The sequence below is a fragment of the Serratia sp. PAMC26656 genome (assembly GCF_016469055.2).
In the GTDB taxonomy this organism is placed as follows: domain Bacteria; phylum Pseudomonadota; class Gammaproteobacteria; order Enterobacterales; family Enterobacteriaceae; genus Serratia; species Serratia plymuthica.
The window spans coordinates 4,577,778-4,603,685 of the sequence record NZ_CP150486.1 but is presented as its reverse complement, the minus strand read 5'-3'; the positions used below and the strand labels follow the sequence as shown (position 1 = coordinate 4,603,685).

Annotated in this window: 26 protein-coding genes and 1 tRNA gene; 21 read left to right on the top strand and 6 right to left on the bottom strand. The window is 49.6% G+C overall.

What is annotated here, in order from left to right; translation table 11 throughout:
• The 8 genes from recJ (at nucleotide 1) to JEM67_RS22690 (ending at nucleotide 8,249) form a co-directional block, all read left to right on the top strand.
• Complete coding sequence (recJ, locus tag JEM67_RS22725; protein WP_013814376.1) at nucleotides 1-1,734, top strand: single-stranded-DNA-specific exonuclease RecJ; 1,734 nt, start codon at nucleotides 1-3, stop codon at nucleotides 1,732-1,734.
• 168 nt (nucleotides 1,735-1,902) lie between these two features.
• Nucleotides 1,903-3,001 (top strand): peptide chain release factor 2 gene (prfB, locus tag JEM67_RS22720; RefSeq protein WP_013814375.1). Its coding sequence is split into 2 segments (ribosomal slippage): nucleotides 1,903-1,977 and nucleotides 1,979-3,001, totalling 1,098 coding nucleotides; the frame shifts between segments, so codons are not numbered across the junction.
• 9 nt (nucleotides 3,002-3,010) lie between these two features.
• Nucleotides 3,011-4,528 carry a lysine--tRNA ligase gene (gene lysS / locus JEM67_RS22715; protein ID WP_199637852.1) on the top strand — a complete coding sequence of 506 codons (1,518 nt, stop codon included), beginning with the start codon at nucleotides 3,011-3,013 and terminating at the stop codon, nucleotides 4,526-4,528.
• A 170-nt stretch (nucleotides 4,529-4,698) separates the two neighbouring features.
• Nucleotides 4,699-4,772: transfer RNA gene (locus JEM67_RS22710), tRNA-Gly, on the top strand.
• Nucleotides 4,773-4,936: 164 nt separating this feature from the next.
• On the top strand, nucleotides 4,937-6,151 hold the full coding sequence (locus JEM67_RS22705) for a tyrosine-type recombinase/integrase (RefSeq protein WP_199637850.1): 1,215 nt from the start codon (nucleotides 4,937-4,939) through the stop codon (nucleotides 6,149-6,151).
• 189 nt (nucleotides 6,152-6,340) lie between these two features.
• On the top strand, nucleotides 6,341-6,961 hold the full coding sequence (locus JEM67_RS22700; RefSeq protein WP_199637848.1) for a hypothetical protein: 621 nt from the start codon (nucleotides 6,341-6,343) through the stop codon (nucleotides 6,959-6,961).
• A 184-nt stretch (nucleotides 6,962-7,145) separates the two neighbouring features.
• Nucleotides 7,146-7,343: a helix-turn-helix transcriptional regulator gene (locus JEM67_RS22695; protein ID WP_199637846.1), complete on the top strand. Its 198-nt coding sequence runs from the start codon at nucleotides 7,146-7,148 to the stop codon at nucleotides 7,341-7,343.
• A 96-nt stretch (nucleotides 7,344-7,439) separates the two neighbouring features.
• On the top strand, nucleotides 7,440-8,249 hold the full coding sequence (locus JEM67_RS22690; protein WP_199637844.1) for an antA/AntB antirepressor family protein: 810 nt from the start codon (nucleotides 7,440-7,442) through the stop codon (nucleotides 8,247-8,249).
• 177 nt (nucleotides 8,250-8,426) lie between these two features.
• Here JEM67_RS22690 and JEM67_RS22685 read toward each other — a convergent pair whose 3' ends face one another.
• Nucleotides 8,427-8,741 (bottom strand): YlcI/YnfO family protein, encoded by a 315-nt coding sequence (locus JEM67_RS22685; RefSeq protein WP_199637842.1) that lies wholly within the window; start codon nucleotides 8,739-8,741, stop codon nucleotides 8,427-8,429.
• Here JEM67_RS22685 and JEM67_RS22680 point away from each other — a divergent pair.
• The 12 genes from JEM67_RS22680 to JEM67_RS22625 all read left to right on the top strand — a co-directional run bounded on the left by JEM67_RS22680 (nucleotide 8,668) and on the right by JEM67_RS22625 (nucleotide 17,973).
• On the top strand, nucleotides 8,668-9,132 hold the full coding sequence (locus tag JEM67_RS22680) for a host cell division inhibitor Icd-like protein (protein ID WP_370576174.1): 465 nt from the start codon (nucleotides 8,668-8,670) through the stop codon (nucleotides 9,130-9,132). The genes JEM67_RS22685 and JEM67_RS22680 overlap by 74 nt on opposite strands.
• Nucleotides 9,125-9,481, top strand: a complete 357-nt coding sequence (locus JEM67_RS22675) for a hypothetical protein (protein ID WP_199637952.1) — start codon at nucleotides 9,125-9,127, stop codon at nucleotides 9,479-9,481. Before JEM67_RS22680 ends, JEM67_RS22675 begins: the two co-directional genes overlap by 8 nt.
• A 10-nt stretch (nucleotides 9,482-9,491) precedes the next feature.
• Nucleotides 9,492-9,815 carry a DUF4222 domain-containing protein gene (locus JEM67_RS22670; protein WP_199637838.1) on the top strand — a complete coding sequence of 108 codons (324 nt, stop codon included), beginning with the start codon at nucleotides 9,492-9,494 and terminating at the stop codon, nucleotides 9,813-9,815.
• The gene (locus tag JEM67_RS22665; protein WP_199637836.1) at nucleotides 9,812-11,944 is read left to right on the top strand and encodes a DUF927 domain-containing protein; all 2,133 of its coding nucleotides are present in this window, start codon (nucleotides 9,812-9,814) and stop codon (nucleotides 11,942-11,944) included. The genes JEM67_RS22670 and JEM67_RS22665 overlap by 4 nt, the downstream gene beginning before the upstream one ends.
• A gap of 518 nt (nucleotides 11,945-12,462) precedes the next feature.
• Nucleotides 12,463-12,657, top strand: a complete 195-nt coding sequence (locus JEM67_RS22660) for a PerC family transcriptional regulator (RefSeq protein ID WP_199637834.1) — start codon at nucleotides 12,463-12,465, stop codon at nucleotides 12,655-12,657.
• A 66-nt stretch (nucleotides 12,658-12,723) separates the two neighbouring features.
• Complete coding sequence (locus tag JEM67_RS22655; protein WP_199637832.1) at nucleotides 12,724-13,353, top strand: hypothetical protein; 630 nt, start codon at nucleotides 12,724-12,726, stop codon at nucleotides 13,351-13,353.
• Between the two features lie 5 nt (nucleotides 13,354-13,358).
• Complete coding sequence (locus tag JEM67_RS22650; RefSeq protein ID WP_199637830.1) at nucleotides 13,359-14,573, top strand: XRE family transcriptional regulator; 1,215 nt, start codon at nucleotides 13,359-13,361, stop codon at nucleotides 14,571-14,573.
• 21 nt (nucleotides 14,574-14,594) lie between these two features.
• Nucleotides 14,595-15,113, top strand: a complete 519-nt coding sequence (locus tag JEM67_RS22645; protein WP_199637828.1) for a hypothetical protein — start codon at nucleotides 14,595-14,597, stop codon at nucleotides 15,111-15,113.
• 54 nt (nucleotides 15,114-15,167) lie between these two features.
• Nucleotides 15,168-15,692, top strand: coding sequence for a hypothetical protein (locus tag JEM67_RS22640; RefSeq protein ID WP_199637826.1), 525 nt, complete (start codon nucleotides 15,168-15,170; stop codon nucleotides 15,690-15,692).
• A 406-nt stretch (nucleotides 15,693-16,098) separates the two neighbouring features.
• Nucleotides 16,099-16,290, top strand: a complete 192-nt coding sequence (locus tag JEM67_RS22635) for a hypothetical protein (protein ID WP_199637824.1) — start codon at nucleotides 16,099-16,101, stop codon at nucleotides 16,288-16,290.
• Between the two features lie 136 nt (nucleotides 16,291-16,426).
• On the top strand, nucleotides 16,427-17,320 hold the full coding sequence (locus tag JEM67_RS22630) for a DNA-processing protein DprA (protein WP_199637822.1): 894 nt from the start codon (nucleotides 16,427-16,429) through the stop codon (nucleotides 17,318-17,320).
• Entirely contained in the window at nucleotides 17,317-17,973 is a 657-nt protein-coding gene (locus tag JEM67_RS22625; protein ID WP_199637820.1) for a hypothetical protein, read from the top strand. Before JEM67_RS22630 ends, JEM67_RS22625 begins: the two co-directional genes overlap by 4 nt.
• 1 nt (nucleotide 17,974) lies before the next feature.
• Here the strand turns inward: JEM67_RS22625 and JEM67_RS22620 are convergent, their stop codons facing one another.
• The 5 genes from JEM67_RS22620 to JEM67_RS22600 all read right to left on the bottom strand — a co-directional run bounded on the left by JEM67_RS22620 (nucleotide 17,975) and on the right by JEM67_RS22600 (nucleotide 24,770).
• Entirely contained in the window at nucleotides 17,975-18,409 is a 435-nt protein-coding gene (locus JEM67_RS22620; RefSeq protein WP_199637818.1) for a hypothetical protein, read from the bottom strand.
• 994 nt (nucleotides 18,410-19,403) lie between these two features.
• A protein-coding gene (locus tag JEM67_RS22615) for an IS3 family transposase (protein ID WP_370576173.1) occupies nucleotides 19,404-20,515 on the bottom strand; the annotation gives its coding sequence in 2 pieces (ribosomal slippage) (nucleotides 19,404-20,254 and nucleotides 20,254-20,515; 1,113 coding nt in all).
• Nucleotides 20,516-21,511: 996 nt separating this feature from the next.
• Nucleotides 21,512-21,640: a hypothetical protein gene (locus JEM67_RS22610; RefSeq protein ID WP_255520019.1), complete on the bottom strand. Its 129-nt coding sequence runs from the start codon at nucleotides 21,638-21,640 to the stop codon at nucleotides 21,512-21,514.
• Nucleotides 21,641-22,228: 588 nt separating this feature from the next.
• The gene (gene cspE, locus JEM67_RS22605) at nucleotides 22,229-22,441 is read right to left on the bottom strand and encodes a transcription antiterminator/RNA stability regulator CspE (RefSeq protein ID WP_004952373.1); all 213 of its coding nucleotides are present in this window, start codon (nucleotides 22,439-22,441) and stop codon (nucleotides 22,229-22,231) included.
• Nucleotides 22,442-23,591: 1,150 nt separating this feature from the next.
• Nucleotides 23,592-24,770, bottom strand: coding sequence for an alpha/beta fold hydrolase (locus JEM67_RS22600; protein WP_199637814.1), 1,179 nt, complete (start codon nucleotides 24,768-24,770; stop codon nucleotides 23,592-23,594).
• 81 nt (nucleotides 24,771-24,851) lie between these two features.
• Between JEM67_RS22600 and JEM67_RS22595 the strand changes: the two genes are divergently transcribed.
• Nucleotides 24,852-25,763: a LysR family transcriptional regulator gene (locus JEM67_RS22595; protein WP_013814348.1), complete on the top strand. Its 912-nt coding sequence runs from the start codon at nucleotides 24,852-24,854 to the stop codon at nucleotides 25,761-25,763.
• Nucleotides 25,764-25,908: the final 145 nt, after the last annotated feature.

Sequence of the window (25,908 nt, the reverse complement as noted above, 5' to 3'; positions counted from 1 at the left end):
GTGAGCATCAAAACACAACTACGCCGCCGTGCGGCGACGGACGACAGCCATCTGCCAGCCAGCCTGCACCCGCTACTGCGCCGTTTATACGCGCTGCGCGGCGTTAAGGCTGAGCAGGAACTGGAGCGCAGCGTCAAAGGCATGCTGCCCTGGCAGCAATTGGACGGCATCGACACCGCCGTTGGCATTCTGCAACAGGCGCTGGCCGCGAGTCGCCGCATCATGGTGGTGGGAGACTTCGACGCCGATGGCGCCACCAGTACCGCATTGACGGTGTTGGCGTTGCGCAGCATGGGCGGTAGTGCGGTTGACTACCTGGTGCCGAATCGCTTCGAGGACGGCTACGGCCTGAGCCCGGAAGTGGTCGAGCAGGCGGCGGCGCGCGGCGCAGAGTTGATCCTGACCGTGGATAACGGCATCTCTTCCCACGCGGGCGTCGACGTGGCGCACGCCAAGGGCATGCAGGTTCTGGTTACCGACCACCACCTGCCGGGGGAAACCTTGCCGGCGGCGGAAGCGATCGTCAACCCGAACCTGCGCGGCTGTGAGTTTCCCTCCAAATCCTTGGCCGGCGTCGGTGTGGCTTTCTATCTGATGCTGGCGTTGCGTGCCCGGCTGCGTGACAGCGGTTGGTTTGAACAACGTGCGTTGGCGATGCCGAACCTGGCAGAGTTGTTGGATCTGGTCGCTCTCGGCACGGTTGCCGACGTAGTGCCGCTTGACGCCAACAACCGCATCATGGTGTATCAGGGCCTGAATCGCATTCGCGCCGGCAAGTGTCGGCCGGGCATCCGGGCGCTGCTGGAAGTGGCCAACCGTGATGCGCGCCAACTGGCGGCCAACGATCTTGGCTTTGCGCTGGGGCCGCGGCTCAATGCCGCCGGGCGGCTGGACGACATGTCGATTGGCGTGGCGCTGTTGCTGAGCGATGACATTGCGCAGGCGCGCATGCTGGCCAACGATCTCGATGCGCTTAACCTGACACGGCGTGAGATTGAGCAGGGCATGCAGGTCGAGGCCTTGCAGCTGTGCGACGAACTGGAGCGCAGCAGTACCGCCTTGCCGTATGGACTGGCGATGTATCATCCGGAATGGCATCAGGGCGTGGTGGGTATTCTGGCCTCGCGCATCAAAGAACGTTTCCACCGCCCGGTGATTGCATTTGCGCCGGCGGGCGAGGGCATTCTGAAAGGTTCCGGCCGTTCGATAGCCGGCCTGCATATGCGTGACGCGCTGGAGCGGCTGGATACGCTGAATCCGGGCTTGATGATGAAGTTTGGCGGCCATGCGATGGCGGCCGGGTTGTCGCTGGAAGAGGCCAAATTCGACGAGTTTCGTCAGCGCTTTGGCGAACTGGTGGGGGAATGGCTCGATCCGGCGATGCTGGAAGGGGTGATCTGGTCTGACGGCGAACTGGCTATGCAGGAGCTTTCGCTGGAAACGGCGGAGTTGTTGCGCGAGGGGGGCCCCTGGGGGCAGGCGTTCCCGGAACCGACTTTCGACGGTAAGTTCCGTATCCTGCAACAGCGGCTGGTGGGCGAGAAACACCTGAAGCTGATGGTGGAGCCGCTTGGCGGCGGCCCGTTGCTCGACGGCATCGCCTTCAACGTGGACACCACCCTGTGGCCCGACAGCAGCGTGCGTGAAGTTGAGCTGGCCTACAAGCTCGACGTCAATGAGTTCCGTGGTAACCGCAACGTGCAGTTATTGATCCAGCACCTCTGGCCGCGTTGATTTTTCCTGAACGGGCGCGGTGATGCCGCGCCTGATTCAGATACACATCCTTCCCCCCCCACAAAAACTGACCAACTCGCTATAAACTGACGCCCGGATCCGATAGAATTACCGGTTCTAATGGCATTTCGCCATCGACGACATCAACGTAAAAGAACGCTAAAAACCATGTTTGAAATTAATCCGGTAAAAAACCGAATTCAGGACCTGTCCGAGCGGACTGCCGTTCTTAGGGGGTATCTTTGACTATGATGCCAAGAAAGAACGCCTAGAAGAAGTCAACGCCGAGCTGGAACAGCCTGATGTTTGGAACGACCCCGAGCGCGCACAGGCGCTGGGTAAAGAGCGCGCGGCGCTTGAAGCCATCGTGGAAACCATCGATCAGCTGGAACAGGGCGGCGAAGACGTCACCGGCCTGCTGGAACTGGCGGTTGAAGCCGACGATGAAGAAACCTTTAACGAAGCCGTAGCCGAACTCGATCAACTGTCTGCCAAGCTGGAACAATTAGAGTTCCGCCGTATGTTCTCCGGTGAATATGACAGCGCGGATTGCTACCTGGACATCCAGGCCGGCTCCGGCGGCACCGAAGCACAGGACTGGGCCAGCATGCTGCTGCGCATGTACCTGCGCTGGGCGGAATCCAAGGGCTTCAAAACGGAAGTGATTGAAGAATCCGACGGCGACGTCGCGGGGCTGAAATCCGCCACCATCAAGATTATCGGCGACTACGCGTTCGGCTGGTTACGCACTGAAACCGGCGTGCATCGCCTGGTGCGCAAGAGCCCGTTCGACTCCGGCGGCCGCCGTCATACCTCGTTCAGCTCGGTGTTTATCTATCCGGAAGTGGACGACGATATCGATATCGACATCAACCCGGCAGACCTGCGTATTGACGTTTACCGCGCCTCCGGTGCGGGTGGTCAGCACGTAAACAAAACCGAGTCGGCGGTACGTATTACCCACTTGCCGACCAACATTGTGGTGCAGTGCCAGAACGACCGTTCTCAGCATAAGAACAAGGATCAAGCGTTTAAACAGCTGCGAGCCAAGCTGTACGAGTTTGAGATGCAAAAGAAAAATGCTGATAAACAGCAGATGGAAGACAACAAGTCCGACATCGGCTGGGGCAGCCAAATCCGTTCTTACGTGCTGGATGATTCCCGCATCAAGGATTTGCGCACCAACGTTGAAACGCGTAACACGCAGGCCGTATTAGATGGCGACCTGGATAAATTCATTGAGGCAAGTTTGAAAGCCGGGTTATGAGGAACAGAAATGTCTGAGCAACAACCACAGGGCGCCGATCAGGCGTTGGAACTCAATAACGAGTTGCAGTCACGCCGTGAGAAACTGGCCGGGCTGCGCGAGAACGGCATTGCGTTCCCAAATGATTTCCGTCGCGACACCACGTCCGACAAGTTGCACGCTGCATACGGCGATAAAGATAACGAAGAGCTGGAAGCGCTGGGCGTAGACGTTACCGTTGCAGGCCGCATGATGACTCGCCGTATCATGGGCAAAGCGTCATTCGTGACGCTGCAGGACGTCGGCGGCCGTATCCAGCTGTACGTTGCGCGCGACGATCTGGCGGAAGGCATTTATAACGAGCAGTTCAAGAAGTGGGACCTGGGCGATATCCTTGGCGCTCGCGGCAAGTTGTTCAAAACCAAGACCGGCGAGCTGTCTATTCACTGTACCGAACTGCGCCTGCTGACCAAGGCCCTGCGCCCGTTGCCGGACAAGTTCCACGGCCTGGCCGATCAGGAAACCCGTTACCGCCAGCGTTATCTGGACCTGATCGCCAACGATGAGTCGCGCAATACCTTCAAAGTGCGCTCTCAGGTGATGGCGGGGATCCGTAACTTCATGGTGGAACGCGGCTTCATGGAAGTCGAAACCCCAATGATGCAGGTGATCCCGGGCGGCGCTTCTGCGCGTCCATTCGTGACTCACCACAATGCGCTGGACATCGATATGTACCTGCGTATTGCCCCGGAGCTGTACCTGAAGCGTCTGGTAGTGGGGGGCTTCGAGCGGGTGTTCGAAATCAACCGTAACTTCCGCAACGAAGGCGTTTCTCCGCGTCATAACCCAGAGTTCACCATGATGGAACTCTATATGGCTTACGCGGATTACAAAGACCTCATCGAGCTGACCGAGTCGCTGTTCCGCATCCTGACTCAGGACGTGCTGGGCAAAACTCAGGTGCAGTACGGTGACGAAGTGTTCGACTTCGGCAAGCCGTTTGTCAAACTGACCATGACCGAGGCGATCAAAAAATACCGTCCGGAAACCGAGCTGGCCGATCTGGCTGACATGGGCAAGGCGGTGGCTATCGCTGAATCTATCGGTATCAAGATTGAGAAGAGCTGGGGCCTGGGCCGTGTAGTCACCGAGATCTTCGAAGAAGTGGCGGAAAGCCACCTGATTCAGCCGACCTTCATTACCGAATACCCGGCGGAAGTGTCCCCGCTGGCGCGCCGTAATGATGAGAACCCGGAAATCACCGACCGTTTCGAGTTCTTCATTGGCGGGCGTGAGATCGGTAACGGCTTCTCCGAGCTGAACGACGCGGAAGACCAGGCGCAGCGCTTTGCTGACCAGGTGAATGCGAAAGATGCAGGCGATGACGAAGCGATGTTCTACGACGAAGACTACGTCACTGCGCTGGAGCACGGCCTGCCGCCGACGGCTGGCTTGGGTATCGGTATCGATCGCATGGTTATGCTGTTCACCAACAGCCATACCATTCGCGATGTGATCCTGTTCCCGGCAATGCGCCCGCAGAAATAATCTTTTGCGGTGTGAACACCAACCGGTGCAGGCGACTGCGCCGGTTTTTTTTCGCATGTTGGAAAGAAACAGGGGGCCGATGCGGCTAACTGCTTAAAACATCGGCAATTACGTGCTATCTCCGCTTGCCCGACGTGGATAACCGGTTATAATGCCAGTCGCACACCGATGCGGGTGTAGTTCAATGGTAGAACGGCAGCTTCCCAAGCTGCATACGAGGGTTCGATTCCCTTCACCCGCTCCAAACACACTTCTCCCAACGTCTACCAAAGCCCACTAAACCCAGTAATCACAAGCCTCTCGGTAAAAGCTCGTTATCTCAACGTCTACACACATCTACCAAAATCTATACATCCATGTGTATAGTAATGAGTATAGGACGTTTGATTTACCTCGGAGCTATACACAATGCCCCTCACAGACCTTGAGCTACGGCGCTCTAAGCCGCAAGACAAGCCCTATACACTCAGTGATGGCGGTGGGCTTTCTATACTCATTGAGCCGAACGGTTCCAAAGGCTGGCGCTTTCGCTACCGCTTCGACGGTAAACCAAAAATGCTTTCCCTCGGCACATACCCCACAGTTTCACTAACCGACGCAAGGCAAAAGCGCGATGAGGCTAAAAAGCTGGTGGTGTCAGGTATCAATCCCAGCGAAGCCAGGAAGCAGCAGAAACGAGATCGGCAAGATGTTACTGGCAATACCTTTGAGGGGATTGCGCGGGAATGGTACGAAAAGCGGCGCGATCGCTGGTCAGAGTCATACGCAGAAGAGATGATGAAAACGTTTGAGAGCGATGTTTTCCCATACATCGGCAATCGGCCAATTGCCGAGATAAAGCCAATGGAGCTTATGGGGACGCTTTCTAAACTGGATGAACGCGGCGCAACAGAGAAATTGCGCAAGGTGCGCCAGCGATGCGGGGAGGTATGGAAATACGCCATCGTTACTGGACGGGCTGAATATAACCCAGCCCCGGATCTCGCCAGCGCGTTCTCGCCGCATAAAAAAGAACACTACGCCTTCTTGTCAGTTGCTGAGTTGCCCGAGTTTTTCCGCACCTTTAACACATACACCGGCAGTCTGATCGTCAAGCTGGCTATGCGCTTGCTTATTATCACAGGGACAAGGCCGGGAGAACTGCGTAAGGCTGAATGGTCGGAGTTTGATTTTGATAACCGACTTTGGGAAGTACCGCCTGAACGCATGAAGAAACGCCGCCCTCATTGTGTACCTTTATCTGACCAGGCAATCAGTATTCTGGAACAGTTAAAACCGCTGACCGGTCATTACAGCTTTGTGTTTCCGGGCAGGATCCACCACAGCAAGCCAATAAGCGAAATGGCTATGAATGTGCTGGTTCGCCGTATTGGTTATGCCGGGCGTGTAACAGGGCACGGCTTCCGCCACACAATGAGTACTATCCTCCACGAGCAGGGGTATAACACCGCCTGGATCGAAACTCAGCTGGCGCACGTTGATAAAAACTCTATCCGTGGTACCTACAATCATGCTCAGTACTTGGATGGTCGCCGGGACATGCTCCAGTGGTATGCCGACTATATGGATAGCCTGGAGCGTGGCGATAATGTTGTACATGGCACGTTCGGCAAGAGTGCGTAACTGTACAAATAGACAGTATCTATGGACGGTAGTAGACTTTGGTATACAGTAAAAGAATAAGGCTATGTCTAGGCTGATCCCCGAAAACCCGTACACCTCTACGGGCTGGTATAGCCGCCAAATTGAGAGGGCGTGAGGTGGCGAATGGTGGAATTGCCTGTTCATATTGGACGTCTAAGAATAGTAACTATGGATCAGGTTGCCCTGGTCATGGCTGGTTTATCGAATGATGTTCGTTGTGTTGATGATGCCATTGATGGTAACTATACCGGATGGAGGGAAGCCGAAACTTATAGAATGGCTATCAAACAAGCCATAACTTTAAAAGAGATAATACCTATTCGAGCATTTACATATTTACCAGAGGAATATAATGGTGGTGTAGATGATTTAATGCTTCTTGAAAATGAAAAAATAGGAATTAACACGTATATCGTTGATGCTGAGTTTTTGGCAACAGATATATGGCCTTGGGTTGAAAATGAAATGAGCAGCAGCTCGTCATGGTACAGCTCTAAAATAAAAGATAACGACACTGAAAAAAATATAGCTCCCACCCATGACATAGAGTGGGGTGAGTTTGCAGGAAGAGATACGGCCTTGATGCTTATCGCTGGGATGGCCGTTGCATTAGAAAAAGCAGGAGGAAAATATCTGCGTGGGCAAAGTCTGAACAAATCATCAGTGGCACAAGCGGCGGTAAGCGCGATCAATGAGTATGGTAGGGGTACAATGATAACCTCAAAAGCGCTAACAAACCTACTGAATTCTGCTTTGGAAGTGCATACCCCAAAACTGGATAAAGAGTGACTTCCAAATAAAATTGCCCGTATTGAAAGACTTCCAAAGCGTCTTTTACGGGCAATCAATTGCAAATCCGACTTCCAAGAACTAATCCCCCGGCTTCCATAAATTTATTGTTCAGTTCCACATCTCATGTGACTAATCTGATGAAATGTACCTTGTATACCGTAATAAACATTATGAGGTAAATATGTCAAAATCATTTATCCGATTATCTGAGGTTCAACGGCGCACAGGCTACAGCAAGGCTTGGATCTATCGTCTCATGTCCCAGAGTAAATTCCCTACGTCCGTAAAGATCGGAACTAGAGCTATTGCCTTTGTTGAAAGCGAGATTGACGAGTGGGTCAATCAACGCATTGCTGAATCCCGCAAGGAGCTTTTCTGATAAAAAATATCGGGAGTTCATATTTTGCGGGCGCTTGCGGTGAGTTGCATTCAATATTCATCGGTAGCAATCAAAAACTTTAACGAGGGATAACCAATGGAAATCGAAAAAACGGCCAATACTGGTCGGGGCCAAACACATCCTAAAGAAAGTCACAGCGATATTAACAGCAACAACTTTGCATCTTTGGTGCCGGTCTCTCATGGTCGGATAGGTGGGCGTGAAAGTAATATTGTGAGCGCGAAGGCATTACATAAAACGCTGGGTGTAGGCCGTGACTTTACCAACTGGATTAAAGGCCGTATTAGCCAATATGGATTTATAGCCACTGCCGATTATGTGTTTGTTGAGAATTTGAGCACGCCAAAACGGGCGAGCGCAAAAGCCAGACAACAGCTCGAACATGACTACCTGATAACCCTGGGTATGGCTAAAGAGTTGGCAATGGTTGAACGCAATGAGCAGGGGCGAGCCGTCCGCCGTTATTTCATTCAGTGCGAAGAAGCATTACAGCGCAGTGCACCAGAAGTGGCCGCCCGGTTCCGTCGTCAGCTTAAGGCCCGCATGGGCGCTGCCAACCTGTTTAAGCCAATGTGCGTCGCGTTGGATGCCGCCCGCGCCGAACAGGGTAAGCAGACGCTACAGCACCACTACAACAACGAAAGCAACATGATTGCCAAGATTGTGCTGGGCGGCCTGACAGCTAAGCAGTGGGCGCAGGTAAATGGCATTGACGGCGATCCACGCGACAGCATGAGCGCGGAACAACTGGATCACCTTGCCTATCTGGAAAGCACCAACATAACGTTGATTGAGTTAGGCCAGGAATACCACCAGCGCAAAGCCGAACTGGTGCGCCTATCACAGCGCTGGCTTGCTAAGCGATTGGGGGTGAACCATGGATAACTGCGCTGCCAGCCAGAAAGAGGCCTTTTCCTTGGCAGGCCAATTATCACAGTTTGGCACCCGGTATACCTGGCACCAGTCAAAACTCCACATGTGCAGCCGGCTAGCTGGCGGGCCAACGGCAAGAAAAAAGGGCGAGGATTGCACCCCCGCCCTTTGGTATCACCTGAACAAAACTCAACTTTCTGGCGTTTCCTGCTTTGCTTTGCGGCGCTGTAATTCCTCACGCGCCACGCTGACCAGTCGGTTAATTTCCTCACTGGCAGTAACGCCGATCGCTTCGACTTGTTCCAGCGCATCGAGCGACGAAAGCAAGTGGCTTTCTGTCGTGCCGTCTGTCTGGCGCCTGGTTATCTCCCCGCGCATGGCTGCGACGATAAACCCGGCGTTGCTCTCGTCCGTGCGCTTAACTGCATCCATGCCATCCATGATGTCGTGGGGGATGCGGATAGAGATCTGTTTTGATTTGTCATTGATGGTGTTCTTTGCCACGTACATTCTCCTGATAACTGACTGTGATTCAGTATATACAAAAATGAATCACAAAAAACACTTGACCTGTGATTCAGTTAAATTTAATTTAAATCACACCATGAATATTCAGATGGCAAAAAACGGCGAAGCCCGGCAGTGCGCCAACACTAACCGGGCCTCTAACCACAACGATAGAACCAGTATCGAGGTAGCTATGTCGAATATTACCACAGCGCCGAAGCGCTTCGCCTTCCTGTTTTTGGCTGTAGTTCGTGCCAATCCACAGGCCCACCCGCACCGCGAGGAAATCACCGCCATTAGCGAGCGCAAAGCCCGCTCTTTGCTGGCTGGCCGCTTTGTTCTGGTATTCGCTGGCCGTCTGCCAGTGCTGGGGGGAATCCATGCATAACCAAACCCCTATGCTTACCGTCAATCTGTATGCTGCCCCTGACTTTACAGGCCGCGTCATGCTTTACCTGGAGGACGGGCTCGTTAAATCAGACATTCCCGTTCCCGATGATCACCTGGTTTGTTCTCTCGATGCGTTTATTGAATTAGCCAGGCGTTGCGGCGATGGGTTCCAGAAAATCACGGTTCCGACGAAATTTACCGGACAAATCCTTGTGACCGCGCTGAATGGCGAAGTGATCCGCCAGCAAGAATTATCGGCTAACCATGTTGTGACGACGCTCGGCGATATTGCCGAAGTGGCGCAGCAAGTCGGCATTATCACGAAAAAGCCAGACACCAAACAGTAAGGCGAAATTTATGAGCAGAAAATTAACCGGCAAACTGCCGGGGGCCAAACTCACCCCGAAAACAGATAACGCCGATATTACGCCTTATTCCGGCCAGCGCTGGAAAGACCATCGCGGCAATGGGGTAATGGTGACTGGGGCCAGTATTTACCGGGTGAAGTTTATTCGTGATGGGTATGAATTTCCGTGCGAAATGCCGACAGAACGCTTCCGCAGTGAATTTACCTGCGTTGAAACACAGACATTCACCGAATGGCGAGAAGCAATTAACCCGCTGGAGAAAACCCGTAAATTACGGGAGCTGATTATTGCTCACAGGAAGGGAACGAAATGAAATCCGCACCAAACGTGAAGGTACTCCCGAAAGATAAACTCACTGAGGCGATTATTTTCGCCGGTGCTGATGCTTTTGCCCACGCTCAGCACTGGATCGAGAGCGAAGGTAAAAAGCACGGTGATAATATTCCGCCTGTTTACCTGGGTAAAAAACAATTGGCCGAGCTGGGTAACCTGCGCATTATCGACAAAGGGCGACAATCTGCCCGCGTTTATTTAGCTGGCGAGATCGAACCCATCCAGATTAATGCCATTGGCGAAAAGTTGGCGCTGGCTGGCGTGCAGGAGGCGAAACTCTACAAGGGTATTCCCGACCGGGATCCGGAGAACTGGCGGGAGTATTTAGCCAGGGTGCGCGAGCAGGCCGACCGTGGGGAAAGCCTGGTTGAAGATATGCGCAAGGCGAGCGGAAATCGTGCGCCAGCGGATGAGCTGGCCCCCCGCGTAGAATCCCGTACTGGTGGCCTGTATTGGGTCACGCCGAAAATTGATAAGCAGTCTGGGGAAGTGATCCGGCCTGGGCAATGGCTGTGTGGTGCGGTGGACGTGCTGGGAGCTGGTGAAGGTGACGGCAGCGATTTTGTTATTTTACGCTGGCAACCGACCGGAAACCGCCCCGAGCGGACAGAAGCTATCCCGGCGGGTGATATTGGTAATCGTGAGGGCTGGGCGCGATTGAGTAATCGGGGGTTACGTGTCACGGCGAAGCCTTACCTCCGGGCAATCCTTGCCGACCATTTAACGAACAGTGATACCGGGGAACTGTGGAACGTCGCCACTCTGTCAGGCTGGCAGCACGGTGTTTATATCATGCCTGACGGGGAGATCATCGGCGACAGCCAAAAGCGCGTCGTATTCCATGGGCGAAGTGCCACAACGTCGGGTTATACCGTATCGGGAACGGCTGAAAGCTGGCGTGACAATGTGGCTGCGCTGGTGGCGGGCAATCCGTCGATGATGCTGGGCGTTGCTGCTGCGCTGGTTGCGCCATTGGTGGGGCTGGTGGGCGCTGACGGTTTTGGTGTGCACTTTTTCCAGCAGTCTAGTGCCGGGAAAACCACCACAGCGAATATTGCCAGCAGTCTCTACGGTAATCCTGAAATGCTGCGCCTGACGTGGTACGGCACGGCGCTGGGGATTGCCAACGAGGCACAGGCGCACCATGACGGGTTGCTTGCGCTGGATGAGGTCGGCCAAGGGGCAGATCCCAAATCTGTCGCTACCTCGGCTTACACACTGTTTAACGGTTCGGGAAAACTGCAGGGCGCTAAAGATGGCGGCAACCGTGAGTTAAAACGCTGGCGAACGGTAGCGATCAGTACCGGGGAAATGGACATTGAAACCTATCTGCTGAGCCACGGCATTAAACCCAAAGCCGGCCAACTGGTGCGCTTACTCAATGTGCCGATGGAGAAAACGACGGTATTTCATGGCTTACCGTCAGGCAAGGCCCATGCTGACGCCCTGCGTGATGCTTGGACGGCTCACCATGGTGCGGCGGGTCGTGAGTGGGTGCGTTGGCTTGCCGACCACCAGCGGGAGGCGCAGGAGGCCGCAGACGCAGCGCGTGAACGTTGGCGCGGACTTATCCCGGAAAGTTACGGCGAACAGATCCACCGTGTCGGGGAAAAATTCGCGTTGATGGAAGCGGCGCTGATACTGGCGGCCCATATTACTGGCTGGGGTGCGCAGGCGTGTCGAGATGCCATTCAGCACAGCTTTAACGCCTGGGTAAAGGAATTCGGTACCGGCAACAAAGAGTACCAACAGATTATTGAGCAGGCCGAGGAATTCCTTAATGCCTATGGTATGAGCCGGTTCGCCCCACTGGACTATGACCCGCGAGATTTGCCGATCTCCGAACTGATGGGGTATCGCGATAACGGCAAACAGTTCGATGATCCTATGTTGTTCTATGTGCTGCCTGCACCGTTTAAAAAACACGTTGCTGGAACTCACAACAAAGACGCCGCCGCGCGAGTTCTCCATGAAGCCGGAATGCTCAAAAGGCCTGCCAGCGGCAAAAATTGGCAAATAAGAACCCCGCGGTTGAAGCACTTAAACAACGCCCGCCCATGGACTTACGTTCTGCTCTTTGCGCCGGAATCAGAGGAAAGCGAAGCCTAATAGCTTACATGTGCGTGTAAAAGCACTTATCCCACTTATCCCAGAGGGATGCTTTATTTGTTAACCTGTTGTTATATATGGATGTTAAAGTGTTGTTCTGGGATAAAAGTGGGACAAGTCGAGGGCGTTTTGGGATAAGTCGTGGCAATTTTGGGATATGTATTCGCTGCTGGTGCCTGGGACAAGTCGAAAACAGGCCAACTTGTCCCCAAATGAGGGTGACTTATCCCAGAAATAAAACTCAGTGCCAATTAAATCATTGAGTTACGCTTGCTGGGATAAGTGGGACAAGTGGGATAACTACTTTTGTTGATCTATAGGTGTTTTTTATTGGAATAAGAGCATGACAGCACAAATCGCAGCATACGGCCGGCTGGTGGCCAGCGTTATGATCTGCACGGCCAGCCATGCGGCGAGGAACGCCTGAACAGCAGGAAAAACGCCCGGGTGTTGCTGGCAGGGCTGAAATCCACCAGCAAGAAAAAGCGTACGGCGCAGCAGGCCCAGAGTGTGGACGAATGACAGCGAAGAAAACCGAGGCATTAGAATTGGCCGGGTTATGGCGTCGCGCCGCTCGTTGCTGGCTGGATGTGATGGACAGCAGTACCGACGATGCGGAACGGGAGCGTGTCGCCCAGCGCCGGGAACGGTGCATTGTGGTGGCACTGAAAATCAGAGCCTTCGTTAATTTTCCAGTTTTAATTTTTCACTAAAATCCTCGCACACGAAAAAAAATAGGTATAAAATCCCCTTAGGCGAAACGTGAACAAGGTGGCAAGATGCGTCAAAACATACCAGGTACGTTAGTAAGTAATTTAGCCAAAGACTTAGTTATGGGGATCAATGAGTCACTATATGCAGGCGCAGAACGGGCTTTTGTTCGAGCGAAGCATGATGCTACTGGGCACCGGGCGTCCATCCTCGGAAACATGCGCCATTGGTGCATGAACGAAGAGTTTTATAAGTCCTTACTGGCAAACGGCTGTTCACCTAGCCCGTTGAAAGGGAACAACTTGGTCACTGGAAAAAGTGGCATTTTTAACATTGGTCGTATCAATGACAATAATGTGTCATGGAATAATTTAACACGGGCTAAAACCAGGCAAAGATTGGCTGAACATAACCGTTTTATCGAGTCTCTTGTTCAGCCCAGCCTCTTTGGTGATCCTGAGGATATCCTTACTGCTACAGTGTTTTTTCTTGCCCGTTTTTCGGGTAGTTTTTCCGAGCAACCGGAATCACCGCTTTCAGTCGAGTTAGTTGTTCCGAGTTCTGATATGAGATCTTGGTTGTTCCGTGAGGACATCGGAGTCTTTTTGAGACGATACGATCAAGTGATTTCTCAGAGCGACAAGGCCTTACCGAAGCTTAAAAGCAACAAAGTTAAAAAAGATGGAACAGAGGAATAAATTGAATGAGTAGAGGTATTGCAGAGTTCCAGCCAGAAAGGTTAATGCAGGTGCTCGCAGCCAGGAGACTCTCTCAAACGCAACTAGCCACGATGGTTGGGGTTTCACCCGCGACCATAAGCAAATGGCGCTCAGCTCAGCAAACACCAGAAGCAGAGGCTCTTGAAAGATTGGCCACGGTTGTGAACGTTGCGCCCGAATGGTTTACCCGTCCGCTACCTGCCAAGATGTCAAAGCCACTTTTCCGCAGTAATGCGAGCGCTCATGCAGCGGCAAGGTTAATGCTGGAAGCCCGTATTGAATGGGCCAATGAACTGGTGGTTAGGTTAGAAGAATATGTAGATTTACCAGATCTATGCTTGCCGATTCGCTTTTTCTCAAACATTGATGAAATCAGCGATTCTGACATAGAAGATGCTGCACTTGAGTGCCGTGCTAAATGGGGATTAGGGAAGAACGAAATTCCAGACCTGGCATTAGCTGCTGAAAGTAATGGCATAATTTTAATAAGGGAAGAGACTGGGATTGCTCAAATTGAAGGGCTATCAGCATGGAGTCAGGAGCTTGAAAGGCCATTTGTCCTACTCTCTTCGGATAAGGAAAATGCTTTTAGGAGTCGCTTTGATCTTGCTCACGAAATTGGGCATTTAATCCTGCATAAAAAAGTTGGAAATGAACTGGATTCTGAGCGTTATAAACTTAAAGAGAGTCAGGCTCATCAGTTTGCGGGGGCCTTATTATTACCGGCTGAATTACTGGCAGATCAAGTCAGATTACCTGTAACGTTAGATAGTTTATTATTAATAAAACAGCGTTGTGGCGTATCAGTAGCCGCAATCATAATGCGCTTACATGCTCTGAAATTGATATCCGATGAAGAAAAATTGAACTTGTTTAAGCGTCGTTCTGCACGCTGGGGGGCGAAATCTGAACCAGGGGATGATTACAGGAAGCCAGAGTTACCTCGGTTGCTTAAACGTACAATCGATTTGTTGATATCTTCAGGATTATTCACTCTGGATGGTATCACTGGTTTTTTCGGGTTGTCGGCAACTGACCTTGAAATGTTATTAGGATTACCAAATAATTATCTCAAAAGTCAGGCATCAGTTGTGCATTTAGCAACTTTAAAAAAACAAATTCAAAATGCGCGTACGCAATCTCACTCATCAACTAGTAGTGTAGTAGACTTTGTCAGTCGAAAAATTAGAGAAGACTAGTGCGTTTGAGGATAAGAATTTATGAAGGATCATAGTTGTATAAAATTAGCCCTTGATATAAGGGCTGTTTTTGAGAGGCATAATGAATTATTAGATGACCTCTCGTTTCCATTCTTTTCTCAATTCCCAACAAACTCCTGCCAAAGTGCATCGGTTTTTTTAGGTATTTGTTTACAGCAACTTTTCCCGGAAAAAACAGTGAAGATAATTCACGGGACAACAAGAGGGGATGATAACTATCATCACTTCTGGGTTGAAGTAGATAAGAAAGTCTATGATCTTACGTTAGATCAGTTTCAGTCTTGGTTAGGGGACAGATTTGATGGCATATCTAAGCCAATTTATTCTGAAAAAAAACACCCATTAGCTAACTATTTTTTCTATAAGCAGCGAGATGATATCACAGATGCTTTCGTAACCTTTGTTACTCAGCATGCTAATCTAAATGAAGTTTTAAATGCTTTCAATTTTTGTTATATCGAATTAGGCAAGTTAGGATGGTTTTCTGACTTTAGTGGTCTCAAGCGAGATAAATATTAATCCACAATAAAGATATAACACGTGGTTTATATATAGTGAAAGGATGTGCGGTTTATGTTGATGAGCAAATCTGAGTACGCCAGACATCGAGGTGTCAGCCGCCAGACCATCTACGACTGGATAGCCAAAGGCGATGTTGTGATGTCCGGTAGCAAAATCGATGTGGAGGCGACAGAGCGCCAGCAGCAAAACGTCGACGAGGCTACATCAGAAAATACTACCGTTGATCCGTGGCCACATAGAACGCTGGAAATGACGTGGAGCAACTTCTGGGAGGCGGTAAAAGCCAGCGATGGGAAAAGCCCGGCACCGAAAACCGATGAGGAAATACAAAAGCGCGTCGCAGATGCTGCTGACGAGTTAGGGGTGGAAGTGAGTTTCCTCGATGATGGTGGCATTTGCCTGGAAGATTGCGATGCCGAATATTATTTTGAGAAGTACGATTTACGCCAGAATGCTGAACTTGCCGTTATGGCGCTCAGGCGTGAGCTTTTGTATACCTCAACCCTCTTTCCCGATGAAGTGAGTGACTGGAGTCCTGCTGGGCTGGAGGCCCTCTCCACGTGGGCAAAAGCATAATTGTTATGCCTGGTGGAAAATCGCTGAAATACGAAACCCGATAGGTTTACACTTTTACGACGACTCACGAAAGTGTAAACCACGCTGTATCCCTTGGTGTAGCTGCTTTTGTTGCTTTTCTCGCGAGATTTCTCTGCATGGGATGTAGAGATTTGTTAGGTCCGAATCGCGAATTTTCCCGAAAAGTGTCAACCTGTCATGTCCGAAATGTACCGCCTTTTGCGCAGAAAGTGTCAACCTAACGAATCCTAACGCTTTATAACGGTTGGTGTGGTCGACGTGCCAGTGCTGGCGCACCAATCGGCAACACGAACGCAGTGAAACACGGCGAACGGAGCCTGTGGCCGAATGATAACATTTGATAACATCCAAGCCGCGAGAGCCAAACCACCCGGGAGGTAACGCCATGTTAGATCACCACTCCATAGAACAGGCGCTAATCAGCTCAGCCCACCAGCAAGGGGTGGAACTGAACGGCAAAGACCTGCTTGATCTGCACACCAGCGTTGCGGGCACCCTGGCAGCCAAAGAGCGACATCGCCAGAGGATGAGCACACCTGCCTACCAATGGAAGAAGCCTAAGAGCTTCAGAAGGTAGCTTTAAAAGTGCCATTGTTGACAGCATAATTGTTATACTATAAACCATAGTACTGATCGCACACACAGTTGTTGTCGCTTTCTATAGCTGCTTCTCACTGGAAGGTGAGCACTTTTAAATTAGCCAGAGCAAACCTATGTCACTACTTGATTTCGCATCACACAACTCATTTGAGCGTGCTGTGTCTCCCTTCAGGGAGATGGCTGCTTACGAGGCCTTGTGGACGGAACAAGGCGCAACCTTCAAAACGATTGCTGATAAGTTTCGTCATGCTCACGGCAACGTATTGCCGTCAGAGTTGGTTCCAGATAGCACGATCGAAACCTTCAAATCGAAGCTGAAAAACATCCTCGACAAGTACAATGTTGAGGATTTTGGCGTTCGCGTGCATGGAGCTGGTGAATACCCGGAAAAGCTGCGCGATGCGCGACACCCTATTGAGGTTCTCTACTATCAGGGCTGGTGGGATTTAGTTAACACCCCCTCTGTAGCGGTTGTCGGCTCTCGAAAAGTATCTGAGGAAGGTGCCCGGAGAACGAGAAAGCTGGTTAAGTGTCTCGTTAATGATGGTTTCACGATTGTCTCTGGCTTAGCTGAAGGTGTTGACACCTGCGCCCATGAAACCGCTTTAGAAATGGGCGGCAACACTATTGCTGTTATTGGTACGCCGCTGTCACATAACTACCCAAAGCAAAATGTCGATTTGCAGAAAAAGATAAGAGAGAACTTTTTGCTTATCAGCCAAGTGCCATTCCAGCGCTATCTGGATCAGGACTATCGTAGCAACCGGATATTTTTCCCTGAACGTAACGTAACGATGTCTGCTCTGACCGAAGCAACTATCATTGTTGAAGCATCTGACACCTCGGGCACTCTGACTCAGGCTCGAGCAGCGTTAGCGCAGGGCAGAAAATTATTTATTCTGGAGTCATGCTTCCAGAATCCTTCTATCTCATGGCCTGCGAAATATGAAGCACTGGGAGCCATCAGGGTTAGTGACTATGACGATATTCGGAAGCAACTGAAATGACATTCCGTTTAACTAAAATTGATGAATTAACCATAGGTCAGCATTATCACCTAGATGCAAACGACTCCTGTTATTTTTTTGGTGAATATACGGCTAGAAAAGGATTTGGCTTCAGCGAAACAAACCAATTGATACATAATTTTAAAAAATCAGTGGAAAAATGCGGTTCCTATGAGTATCGCTATAAAGGACAAGCTATCAATGAGATTGCACGGATGCTTACAGGGATAACAAACTTGCAGGATTTGACCTTTGTTCCTATCCCACCTTCAAAGTGCCACGAAGACCCCCTTTATGATGGTCGAATGGTTGAAGTACTAGAGAATGGTAAAAGAATTAATGCGGATGTTGATTATCGAGAATTGGTCAGGCAACGAGAGTCACGAGCAGCATCCCATAATTCAGAAGTACGTCAAACCCCTGAAGAGATAGCTAGTAACTATATATTTGAGCACAGCGAGGCACAAAACCTCAGAAAAACGATAGTGATATTCGATGATGTTCTAACCGCTGGTAGTCATTACAAGGCGATGAAAACTGTCATTAAAACTCATTTACCCGAATCTGTGATTGTAGGCCTCTTTGTTGCAAGAACAGCCAGAGAGGCTGAGATTGATTGGTTTGAAAATTTAGATGAAAATGCAGAATTCTAATTTATACAACAGTAATGGCTAAAGTTATCTTGCTTTTGATGTCACCCTGTCGTTTCCAGGCGCTATAAATATCCTTATCCCATGCCTTTCCTGCCTTCGTCTGATAACCGGCATCATTCAACCGTTCAGCGATGACCCTGCCATTATCGAAACCATCCCTAATCGTCTGTGCCGCAATGGCAACTACTGCCTTTTCATTATACTGATGCGGAGGAATACCAGACTTACCGACAATCAGTGCCGCCGCAGCCGTTTCCATTCGCTCCACCAGCGCCAGCATACGCTTATCAGAATCAGCTACAGGGCGATTTAGTTTGCTTCTGATGGCATCGACAAGCCAAGCCGACTTATCGCCACCTGACGCCGCCAAGGCCTGATTAAAGGCATCCTGTAAATCTGCCGGAACCCGGAACGCCACTAAGTTGGATTTGCTCACGCTCGCACCTTGATAGCCAATTGATAGGCATACAGTGTACTACTGTATAACATCGTTATACATGGCTGGTGGCTGAATTTAAGGACACGCTAGAGAGTTTTGGGACCAGTACGCACAAGACGAGATGATTGGCACTGAACCAACACAACAAAATTAATAATGCACGGGCTCTGGGTCTTACACTCATTACCCTAAGGGCAGTCACATATTAGATACTGACTTAAAAGTACGCAGATCGGTACGCACAGAAAGCATACCTTTTGGCGGTTCGCACTAAAGTTCGCAATGATGGTTCGCACTGAAAACTTGGTTTCCAAACGTGAGTTTTCCAAACAGGTTTCCACCGAAAACAGGGTTTCAGTGTGGCAACCGTGGACCGTTAAATTTTGGACTGCTTAAGACAGAATGAACACCAAGCGAAGCAACATCAACAACTCCCAACCCGTGCTCCGCTTGGCTCCGAGTGATTTTGATAGCGTCATAAAACGATTAAGCCCGTCTTAAATAAATTGGCCCGATTAGCTTTATTTGGATTGTCATCCTGCGGCCAGAATTCAACCTGATTACTTTTATTATGTTTGTCGTGGTGGTGACCAATGGCGTGTTATCGGTAGTGCTAAACCCTTCTGCACCTTGCCTTTGGTCAGCTTTATAGGGCCACCCAAAGGCGGAGCATGTAAAACAAAAAATTGGTCAGAAGGTGCGCTCCTACAGATTGGTAACCAGTTCGCAGTGGTTACCATTAATGGTTACTTAGACATAGCTCGGCGTTTCGTGGAATGGTACACAGCCAGGTACGCACTAAAACGCTCTTTCTAAAATACTTACCCCATGAGTAGAGCAAGATTACGGCAAGGTTTTTGGCAGAGTGCAAAAATGCACGGCGGTAAGGTTACGGTAAGGGGATAGATCATGTTAAAGGTTCTACCTCTGGATGAACCAACATTTTTTCGTGTGTGTTGGTTCAGCCAAACCCAGTGTAAGTATCCCAGCATTAGTTCCACGCACTTTTTGAGAGTTCCGGTTTTTCAGCCATCAGCCGGTACTCTTCCGGCGTCAGGTTATTCAGGGATTCATGAGGCCGCTCGTTGTTATATTCCGTCAGCCAGCGCTCTGTAATTTCCCGTGCTTCATTCAGTGTTCTGAACAGGTAAAAATCCAGGATTTCTGTCCGGTATGTCCGGTTGAACCGTTCGATAAAAGCATTTTGTGTTGGCTTACCCGGCTTGATAAATTCGAGCTGCACGCCATGTACTTCGGCCCATTGCGCCAGCGCCAGTGAAACCAGTTCTGGCCCGTTGTCCATCCTCATCTTCAACGGGTAGCCGCGATTTACCACGATCCTGTCCAGCACCCGGACGACGCGTTGCGCCGGGATATTAAGGTCGATTTCTATCGCCAGAGCTTCACGGTTAAAATCATCCACCACATTGAAGGTCCGGAAGCGTCTGCCGCAGACCAGCGCATCGTGCATAAAATCGATGGACCAGCTCTGGTTTAACGCTTGCGGCGTCGCCAGTGGTGCTGGATTACGCACTGGCAGCCGCTGTTTTCCCTTACGACGAAAATTCAGTTTCAGCAGGCAGTAAATCCGGTGAACGCGTTTATGGTTCCAGGTATTGCCCTGCCTGCGCAGCAGCTGGAACAGCTTCTTAAAACCGTAGCGCGGATAGCGTTCTGCCAGTTCAGTCAGCGCATGGATCACCGGTTCATCACGCCGGGCATCGGGCTGATAAAAATATACTGTCCTGCTCAGCGATAACGTCCTGCAGGCCTGGCGTAAACTCATGGCAAATTGCGCCGTCAGATAGCTGACGAGTTCTCGCTTTATCGCTGGTTTTAAAGCTTTTTTTCGATGACGTCTTTAAGTGCCCGGCACTCAAGGCTGAGATCAGCAAACATCTGTTTGAGGCGTCGGTTTTCATCCTCCAGGTCTTTCATCTTTTTGATATCAGAGGCTTCCATACCGCCATACTTTGCTTTCCAGTTGTAGTACGAGGCTTCAGATATACCGGCTTCACGGCAAACATCCTTGACGGTACGTCCGGTTTCGACGGACTTCAGAACGGTAATGATCTGGTGTTCGGTGAATCGGGCTTTACGCATGGCGATCTCCTCAGGGGACATAATCAGTATGTCGGAAGATCTCTAAAAGTGAATGGTTCGTTTTGCTGGGATACTTACACCAGGAGTGGTAAGGGCTAGATGCCCGTGAACCAACTGAACTGACACATTTTCTGTATATATACACATTATGCCAATTCAGATCTTTCGCCCTTCCAGATGGCATTTGTAAGAAGTTCCGCCATGTTCGCCAATAAGCCAATCTACAGCTTGTCCTGAAAGTCGATTAATTGACACGTTTGACACTAACCCCCAAGTTTTCTTATCCCTTGAGCCTTCTATTTTGTACTCAATGCTCTTGTCGGTGATGGTCGGGTGTACGACTCTGAACCAGGTATCATCCCGGCCCCGTGATTCACCGTCTATGTCAACGATCACTGCCTCCGTAAACCAAGTCGTGGTCTGCATGTTACTGACGCATGCATTACCGGAATCTACTCGAATGTCGAAACATAGTTGATTCTGTGACAAATATGGTGCAGGCCAAATACCTGTAGCGGTTTGATCATTTGCATTTTGCGGTTCACACACGATAAGGGATGGTTCTGATGCCATCGCCGGTAGGCTTATTAATAGGGTAAATATAAGAGGCTTATAATTCATATTGTTAGCTATCTGTATCGATGATTAAAGTATTGTAGAGTTATAAAGTGGGTTGATAACTTTGGTCAAGCGTTGTGCAGTCTTAGGTACTAGAGTAGGCGGCCAGAAGCCGGGGCAAGTTTCACCTAATAGATTTGGTGCTGTCTGGCGTCAGCAGTTCAGATCGTTCCCACTTTGGCCATTGAGACAGGAAAGGCGTGAGGACAGAAGCCCAAGCAAAAACTAATGTGTATAGAAATGTGTGTAGTTTGGTTTTTATAAAGTCGATGTGGTCCAGTTTCACTGGGTTTTTGCTGCGGCGTTCTACTCCCTTCACCGCTCCAAGACCTTCTTCAAACTTTCTTTTGTCGTGTCATGCTTACCTGCTGGTCAGCTTTATGAAATGGCGACCAAAAAACCGATAATTGCGATCGACACGACCCAAAACCATTTAGAGGTTTTTTCCGGCTTCCATTCTTCGCCATATTCAACCCGATAATCGGGGCTGACATCCTTTCTTTTCATCACATTCCCTGGAAATTAACATCCCTAAATTCCTGTGGGTATATTTTAAGATGAATCTTAATGCTATTAAATTTAATGCGTATTTTTGGGTAAAAATCTTAACAAAACATGAGGGGTGGCCGATAAAATACCAACAAAAACAATGATTTTAATATGGTTTCGTTGGGTTGCTATCTTTCGCCGGTTTTGGTTGGAACCTAAAGTTCAATGGCATTTTCCTTCCTGTGCCAGCGTGGCCAGCACCCGCTTTTGTGCCCGCTCAACCTCTGCGCTGCCGGCTTGCATACAGGTTTTTGCGGCATATTGGAATGAACATAAAGCATTATCAATCTGACAGGAGAGCAGGTGAACTTATGGCAGGGGATTGGTCTATTGTTTCCTGCGATGACTGGCTTTGCGCTTTGGGTTTCTGGTTCTCTTTTCAACGGGAAAAGTGAAACACCGCGTTCCATTTTATGGGTTTAGAAGCATTTTTCTACATTACAGAAATGCAAAAACCCGCCATAAGCGGGTTTTTGATCACTAATACTTAACTGCTCAGGCTGTTGCCTTCATCGCGATTGTAAGTTTTAGCGAGATTATCGGCGATTAAAGCGCGATAACGTTTACAGCAGAAGGGCCTTTAGCGCCGCTCTCAACAGAGAACTCCACTTTCTGACCCTCGTCTAAGGTTTTAAAATCGCTGCTCTGGATAGCGGAGAAATGTACGAATACATCTTTGCTGCCATCTTGTGGAGTGATAAAACCGAAGCCTTTATCTGCGTTAAACCATTTTACTAAACCAGTCATTTTAGTAGACATAGATACATCCTTTTTCATTTTTGAGCCACTCATCGTGGCGAACATGGCCTGTTTTGCAGAATTTTACTTATGGGGCACTTAGGAGGAGGCTCATGAAGAAGGGGTATCTAGAGATAACGCTTGGACTGAGGACTGCTTTACTAAAACTGCTTTCATAAGGTCTGTGTTCCAAACCGATGACGTCATAGTAGGCTTGGTTTGATTTATTAAGCAAGGATTAATTTTATTAATGTCGTGGGTTGGCTATCACATTCCTGATGCTGTGTGATGATTGTCCGAGGAATTGGAGCGTGGGACAGGCTAATGTGGTTGATGCATAAAAGATAAAAGCCCTGACCGTTGCAGCCAGGGCTTTTATGGTACTATTGACTTCAGATTTAACATTAATGAACTTAATATTTCTTACTGCTAAGGTACTACTTTTAAATGTACACGTTTATCACAGATAATATTGGGTGCTAATACTAACTAAAACCTCCCCTCTATTTACCAGTTCACATTATCCGCCAACCTGAGTGAATATTCCTAGGTATGGCATTTTAAACAAGTACATCTCCCCTCGCGATATAGACTTTTGATGCGTAGCCTCACTTCCATTGCGATCTTGTTGCACTGTTTTCTACACTATCTTGAAAATCAATCGCAAACAAAAAACAATCAAATCATGGCCTTACATCATCGCGTTTTGGTCCACACCCTGCGATTGTAGATACTGACTACGTGGCCTTAAAGCGTCATCAAGCAAGGGTGTAAATTTTCCTCGGCATTGATGCCCATACAAAAAATACTTCGTGGCCTTTATCGCAAAATAAATTCAAATCAACTTGATTAACACTTTTGGTAATAACAGCTAGCTACCATTTCGCTGCTGCTGATAACCAATCTACGGGTTTTTAAAAGGGTGTCAATACTGTTTTTAATGACATGTTTTTAATAACATGTTTTTATTTACAGTGTTTATATGAAATAATTTATCCAGCGATAACGATCCTGGAATGCTTCATGATGAGTGTGCCCACAATGTGAATTCTGCTTTAACTTTTTCTATCTACCAACGAACCTGTTTAGTTAAGTTGTATGATTCTTCATGAGTCTCCTCGCCGAAAACAATGTTCAGGTGTTAGCCATAAACTTATTATAAACCAGTAACTTACTTAGTATTCGGTGCTGGCGGTTTCAGGCCTGTACCTCGAGTAATGGCGGCTGCAAGTTCATGTGGATAAACCAGCGATATCATGTGAGGAGCATTTGCGATCATCTCGAAACTTGCTTTGGGTATGTCCAAAAAGCCTTTCATCAATTCGGGGGGAGTTGACGCATCAAGCTCACCAGCGACGATATGTGTTGGGACCGTGATCTCATTCAGTCGTTTTCCTGTCTCGATAGTGGCAAGAGCCATCCAACCGGCTTGCCAGTCGGAAACGAAAACTCGCTGAACGTTCTCGCGCGCATAGCGAACGCCCCAGCCATTCTCGGCCAGGTCTTCCGGCCTGAACCAACGGGTCAAGCTTGGAATGATCTGGGCATCCATACCGGTAAAAATGGCCGCGTCAGCGCGTTGTGCGAAAGCCTCGAATGGCCAAGCTGTCGTGGCGATAATTGTCAGCGAATGGAATCTGGAGGGGGCCTTCAGTGCCAAATGTTGAGCTATTGAACCACCCAATGACAAGCCTGCAATATGTGCCTTAGCTACACCAAGTTTATTCAGCAAACTAGAGAGATCAAGCGCATAGGTTTCAAGACCCTGAGCAGGCGGCGCTCCAGCCGCGCAGCCAAAGCCGCGAATATCATAGGCTATCACCCGAAAGTTTGTGGTGAGATTTGGGATGACTTCTCGCCACATTCTCCAGTCCATTGCGAGAGCATGGATTAGCACCAAGGCAGGTTTGACGCCGCCACTGTCGAAAACGCGAGTGTTATGATCATTGAGGCTGACCTTACGCGTTTCCTTTAGAGTGCATAGATTTTTATCTGCCAAGATGGATCGAGTCTCACGCAATAGGTTCAATGCTCGTGGATAGCCAGCATAAACAGAAAGGTGTTCAGCAAGTGCAATAAGCTCATCTGGATCGGCACCGACGCGCAATGCGGCCTCAAGGTGTGTGCGCAGTTGCGGCTCTGCGCCGCCCATAGCACCGAGCAAACCGATGGTGACAAGTTCTCGCTCGCGGCGTGGCAGCGTTGATGCAGCTAATATGTTGCCAAAGGCATGTTCAACAAGGCTTTCCGCTAATAGAGGAGATATTTCTCTCATTTTCTTCACACTATTTTTACCCAGTGGGCCAGTGATTGCCGTCAATTCTTTCCGTCCGATCTGCTTATAAGTCATTGTTGCCTCTGTTCTGCTGGAAACTAGTAGAAGAACACTCTATCTTTCTATATATCGAAAGCGAACAGGCAGTTATTGATTATGGGTTTCGAAAAATCGAAAACGATCGGATGGGAAGGTGTTCCCATTTTTTTGATACTTGCCCGTCTTGGCACGCTCACTGCGACAGCTCAAAAACTAAAGATGGCTCCATCTTCGGTTGCTCGTCATATTGAACATCTTGAAGCTGAGCTTGGAACAATATTGTTTCAGCGTACCCCTCAAGGTTATACCCTTACTGATGCTGCAAGGATGATTCTCCAGCATGCTGAAACGGCCGAGTCGGCTATTGATGATTTCATCAGGAAAAGCTCCGGTTTTTCCCTCAATGTTGCGGGAAGTGTTCGCATTGCTCTCCCGGAAAACTTTGCCACAGAGCTGGTCATTCCATCCTTATCTCCTTTTCAGGAAAAATACCCAGACCTTCGAATTGAAATCGTGACACATGTTCGAATGGAGAATCTCACTCGCCGTGATGCCGATATGGCTATCCGTTTGTCGAGGCCGATCCAGGGTAATTTCTTTATGTTACGCGTCGGACAGATGGAGAGTAGGCTCTATGCGAGCCAAGCTTACCTGGCCGCCCATGCGGAAGCCCTGGCCGATGATGGTGCTGGCCATTTACGTATCGGTTGGGATGACACACTTCAGGATTTACCGCTTGCCCAATGGCTCGAAGAGGTCATTCCTGCGAGTAAAACATGTTTCACGGCTTCGTCACTGCGCAGTCAGATTGAGGCGGCAGCAGCAGGCATGGGGATTGCTGCATTGCCTTCATTTCTTGCTGACGGTCTTGTCCCGGTGGGGCAGGCACGATTGCTTCAGAACATATATCTGATTTCACATCGTGATATACGCCGAGTTCCACGCATTCATGCCACCATTGAATTTCTGCGCGGTGTTTTTTCGGATGCTCAACAGAAGTTGAGTGGCAGTGCTGATTTGTCTGACTAGATAATGGGCTGCCAGTATGCATTACGACCTTGAGTCGCTCAGAATTGCGAAGTACGGGGCGGGGAGACGTTAATGCGTCGATTTTATGTTGCCGCAGAAACCGCTATTCGACGCCTGGCGTAGCCCGCTGCTGGCGCAACGGGCC

Coding starts and splice junctions, on each gene's coding strand:
- lysS (WP_199637852.1), top strand. CDS start 3,011: ATGTCTGAGCAACAACCACAGGGCGCCGATCAGGCGTTGGAACTCAAT.
- JEM67_RS22705 (WP_199637850.1), top strand. CDS start 4,937: ATGCCCCTCACAGACCTTGAGCTACGGCGCTCTAAGCCGCAAGACAAG.
- JEM67_RS22700 (WP_199637848.1), top strand. CDS start 6,341: ATGGATCAGGTTGCCCTGGTCATGGCTGGTTTATCGAATGATGTTCGT.
- JEM67_RS22695 (WP_199637846.1), top strand. CDS start 7,146: ATGTCAAAATCATTTATCCGATTATCTGAGGTTCAACGGCGCACAGGC.
- JEM67_RS22690 (WP_199637844.1), top strand. CDS start 7,440: ATGGAAATCGAAAAAACGGCCAATACTGGTCGGGGCCAAACACATCCT.
- JEM67_RS22680 (WP_370576174.1), top strand. CDS start 8,668: ATGCCATCCATGATGTCGTGGGGGATGCGGATAGAGATCTGTTTTGAT.
- JEM67_RS22675 (WP_199637952.1), top strand. CDS start 9,125: ATGCATAACCAAACCCCTATGCTTACCGTCAATCTGTATGCTGCCCCT.
- JEM67_RS22670 (WP_199637838.1), top strand. CDS start 9,492: ATGAGCAGAAAATTAACCGGCAAACTGCCGGGGGCCAAACTCACCCCG.
- JEM67_RS22665 (WP_199637836.1), top strand. CDS start 9,812: ATGAAATCCGCACCAAACGTGAAGGTACTCCCGAAAGATAAACTCACT.
- JEM67_RS22660 (WP_199637834.1), top strand. CDS start 12,463: ATGACAGCGAAGAAAACCGAGGCATTAGAATTGGCCGGGTTATGGCGT.
- JEM67_RS22655 (WP_199637832.1), top strand. CDS start 12,724: ATGCGTCAAAACATACCAGGTACGTTAGTAAGTAATTTAGCCAAAGAC.
- JEM67_RS22650 (WP_199637830.1), top strand. CDS start 13,359: ATGAGTAGAGGTATTGCAGAGTTCCAGCCAGAAAGGTTAATGCAGGTG.
- JEM67_RS22645 (WP_199637828.1), top strand. CDS start 14,595: ATGAAGGATCATAGTTGTATAAAATTAGCCCTTGATATAAGGGCTGTT.
- JEM67_RS22640 (WP_199637826.1), top strand. CDS start 15,168: ATGTTGATGAGCAAATCTGAGTACGCCAGACATCGAGGTGTCAGCCGC.
- JEM67_RS22635 (WP_199637824.1), top strand. CDS start 16,099: ATGTTAGATCACCACTCCATAGAACAGGCGCTAATCAGCTCAGCCCAC.
- JEM67_RS22630 (WP_199637822.1), top strand. CDS start 16,427: ATGTCACTACTTGATTTCGCATCACACAACTCATTTGAGCGTGCTGTG.
- JEM67_RS22625 (WP_199637820.1), top strand. CDS start 17,317: ATGACATTCCGTTTAACTAAAATTGATGAATTAACCATAGGTCAGCAT.
- JEM67_RS22610 (WP_255520019.1), bottom strand. CDS start 21,640: ATGAAAAGAAAGGATGTCAGCCCCGATTATCGGGTTGAATATGGCGAA.
- cspE (WP_004952373.1), bottom strand. CDS start 22,441: ATGTCTACTAAAATGACTGGTTTAGTAAAATGGTTTAACGCAGATAAA.
- JEM67_RS22600 (WP_199637814.1), bottom strand. CDS start 24,770: ATGACTTATAAGCAGATCGGACGGAAAGAATTGACGGCAATCACTGGC.
- JEM67_RS22595 (WP_013814348.1), top strand. CDS start 24,852: ATGGGTTTCGAAAAATCGAAAACGATCGGATGGGAAGGTGTTCCCATT.